Origin of the sequence: Ohtaekwangia sp. (genome assembly GCF_036568665.1) — a bacterium.
Classification (GTDB): Bacteria; Bacteroidota; Bacteroidia; order Cytophagales; family Cyclobacteriaceae; genus Ohtaekwangia.
Genome location: NZ_DATCSD010000437.1, coordinates 1 through 3,235 on the forward strand (window position 1 = coordinate 1; position 3,235 = coordinate 3,235).

Consider the following 3,235-nt stretch of genomic DNA (forward strand, 5'->3'; position numbering starts at 1 on the left):
TACGTTTATTGCCGGAATTGTAGGATCAGGTATACCACTTCCATACAGAAAACCAGGTATGTCTAGCTTGGGCTTTAACAAAAATGGCTTGTTGAAGCGGAAAACGGACTATGCTTATGTCAATGGTCAGCCGCAAATGGTAACACAAACCATCAATGATTACCAGACTGTGGAAGAAAGTTTCTATCAGAGCATAGCATACGAAAATCTTGCAACCACCAATGTTGCGTTGTCATACGAGATGGAAGCTTATCCTGCTCTTCATGCTGAAAAAATATTATTGATGTCTACTACAGAGAAGACCCCGGAAGTAACGACCAAGACGTATAAATACGGAAGCACACAGCATATATTTCCTACACAGACGGACGTTACACGCAGTGACGGCAGGGTAACGACAGTAAAACAATATTATGCGCCCGATAATTACCCCGGATTGTCTGCCACTGCACTGGCAGCAAAAACGGAAATGGTAAATCAGCATATACTATCGCCGGTAATTGCAACCGAGAGCACTACCGGGAACAGTGTTGAAACGGTGAAGAATAATTATAAGTTGTTTAACAACAACATGCCTTTACTGGAGTCTGTGGAGACTATGCAGAACAATGGTAATTTTGATTTGAGGTTCAACTATCTGGACTATGATGCGCAGGCAAACCTTCGCGGACAATCAAAACCCAAAGACGCTCCCAGCGCATATCTCTGGGGGTATAACAATACCTATGTCATCGCAGAGGTAAAGAATGCATTACCGGATCAGGTTTTTCACACAAGTTTTGAAGAAGACGGGAATAGTACAGCGGATGACGCAAAAACCGGTCATAAAAGCAAGACGAATGGGTTTTCGATCAACTTGACAAAGTTAACAGCCGGTAAATATATACTTTCATGGTGGAGCAAATCCGGAACAGTATGGCAGCAACAGGTTCAGACTATAACCGTAGGCAGTACAAGCTATACAATCAATCTCACCGGTCAGGTGGACGAAGTGCGTTTCTATCCGGTTGGAGCATTGATGACAACATATACCTATGATCCGCTCATCGGTGTAAAATCAATTACCGACCCTAACCAGCGCCTTATAAAATATGAATATGACAGCCTCGGCAGGCTCCTGCTCATTCGCGATAACGATAATAATATTATAAAGAAGTATACCTATAACTACCAACAGCGATAAATATGATGCGTTACATCCTTTTATGTCTTTTCATACCTACTGGCGTAGTGATGGGGCAACCTTCGAATAATTACAACTATGTAAAGGAAGAAGTGATTCAGGTGAAGAATATCACTACTCCCGAGCAAACTACATCGCTTGTAACAGGCGACAAAACGGAGACTACGACTTATGTAGACGGACTTGGCAGAACCGTTCAGACCGTTACTTGTCAGGGATCACCCGCGAAAATGGACGTGGTGCAACCACAGGCGTATGACGTTTACGGAAGGGAAGCATTGCATTATTTACCCTATATATCTTCGGAACAAAATGGATGGTTTAAAACAAATGCACTGGGGGTAACGGATTACACCTCATCACCACAATATCTTTTCTACAGTAGCCCGGCCACCGATAAAACCCCGGCAGATAACAAGCCTTACGCGGAGACAAGATTCGAGATCAGTCCGCTGATGCGCCCTGTATCCGTTGGAAACGTAGGCACTAACTGGCAACCCGATGGTACCGATGTATATTCCTCTAACGATCACGCTGTAAAAAAAGAATATACACTGAATGGATTAAACGAGGTGCTGCTTTGGAAATACGATGCTGACAAAGGAATAAGTGTAGCAGATGTTAATACACCAGGTGCGCTGATGTACTACCCGGAAGGCCAGCTTAACAAAGTGAAAACAAAAGATGAACACGGTCATGAAGTGATCGAATATACCGATAACAGCGGGCATCTGATATTGAAGCGTGTGCAGGTTGTGGACGATGCTACCGGAATAAACGACCTGGAATACGCAGCAACATACTATATATATGATGACTTCGGAAATCTTGTCGCGGTAATACCGCCGGAAGGAGTAAAAGCTGCTAAAAATGCGATTGCTAATTAAAGATATTCATGATGAAATTTATTAAAATTCTGATAGTGTTTTTGATCCCAGGCTGGCTTCAGGCACAAAATATCACGACCCAATCATTATCCTGGCAAACGGCATCTGCCACCGATGTAAACACCGGCGATATACTTTCTGCCAGCGGAGACAAGATCATTTCGCACGGCAGCACTTCTGTTGAATGGAAAGACAGTCAGGGTAATGTAAAATATACCTACACAGTAAATACGGTAAATGGCACCTGGAGCAATGTGAGCAACAACGGCTCTATCATTTACCAGGTAACCACAGGAGGCAAAGCCGGTACCATTGCTTTTATAAGATCCGGCAATGAAATCACCATACGTATACTTCTGTTGAAAGAGGATGGGGAGGATATTCCGGATATGTATGAATTTAAAATTACAGGCATCACTACACTCTAATTTTCGTTTGACAACATGAGATTTATTCTATCTACCTTCTTTTCAGGTGTACTGTTGATGAGTATACTGTCGAGTTCTCCCGCGTCAGCGAAAGGCGATGCGCCTGTAGTGGATGCTGTTCCGGATGCTGTTGAATTTGCAGCACTGAAAGCGATTTTCGATAATCTGGGCGGTACCAACTGGACTACCAAAACAAACTGGCCCGTAAGCGGCAGCTGGCCATCCTCTGCTACCAGCGCTCAGTTTGGTACGTGGTATGGTGTAACGGTAACCAACGGAGATATTACCAAAATTGCACTCAGTTCGAATAACCTTGTTGGGACGTTGCCATTGGAAATTGGCTCGTTAAAAGCTGTTACTATATTTAACATGTATGGTAACGCGGGCATTACAGGTTCTATTCCTGCTGCTGTAGGTGGTATGACTGCGCTGAAGGAAATTTATCTATACTCTTGTGGCTTGAGTGGAAATATACCTTCCGAGCTTTTTAACATTGCCGGTTTACAGATCGTATATGCAGATCATAACAATTTAAATGGCAGCCTTCCGGCCTCACTGGTAAATGCCACCGCACTGACAACCCTGGTATTGCATGAAAATGCTTTAACGGGTAGCATTCCATCCGATATAGGAAACCTGAAATATTTAACCACTTTATCACTGCATCACAATAACCTGAGTGGTACGATTCCTACTTCAATGGGCAGTCTTTCAAACCTGGTATACCTGCTTTTGCA

Annotated in this window: 3 protein-coding genes and 1 pseudogene; all 4 read left to right on the forward strand. The window is 43.4% G+C overall.

The window, feature by feature from the left end; translation table 11 throughout:
• The coding region (locus VIN08_RS25695; protein ID WP_331971792.1) for a hypothetical protein at window positions 1–1,183 on the forward strand (1,183 nt) is incomplete at its 5' end.
• Between the two features lie 2 nt (window positions 1,184–1,185).
• The gene (locus VIN08_RS25700; protein WP_331971795.1) at window positions 1,186–2,070 is read left to right on the forward strand and encodes a DUF6443 domain-containing protein; all 885 of its coding nucleotides are present in this window, start codon (window positions 1,186–1,188) and stop codon (window positions 2,068–2,070) included.
• An 8-nt stretch (window positions 2,071–2,078) separates the two neighbouring features.
• Window positions 2,079–2,498, forward strand: a complete 420-nt coding sequence (locus VIN08_RS25705) for a hypothetical protein (RefSeq protein WP_331971797.1) — start codon at window positions 2,079–2,081, stop codon at window positions 2,496–2,498.
• 15 nt (window positions 2,499–2,513) lie between these two features.
• Window positions 2,514–3,235: pseudogene (locus VIN08_RS25710) on the forward strand (hypothetical protein); the annotation flags it as partial.

What these genes read in the sequence shown, in the direction of transcription:
- VIN08_RS25700 (WP_331971795.1), top strand. Translation starts at nt 1,186, where the DNA reads ATGATGCGTTACATCCTTTTATGTCTTTTCATACCTACTGGCGTAGTG.
- VIN08_RS25705 (WP_331971797.1), top strand. Translation starts at nt 2,079, where the DNA reads ATGATGAAATTTATTAAAATTCTGATAGTGTTTTTGATCCCAGGCTGG.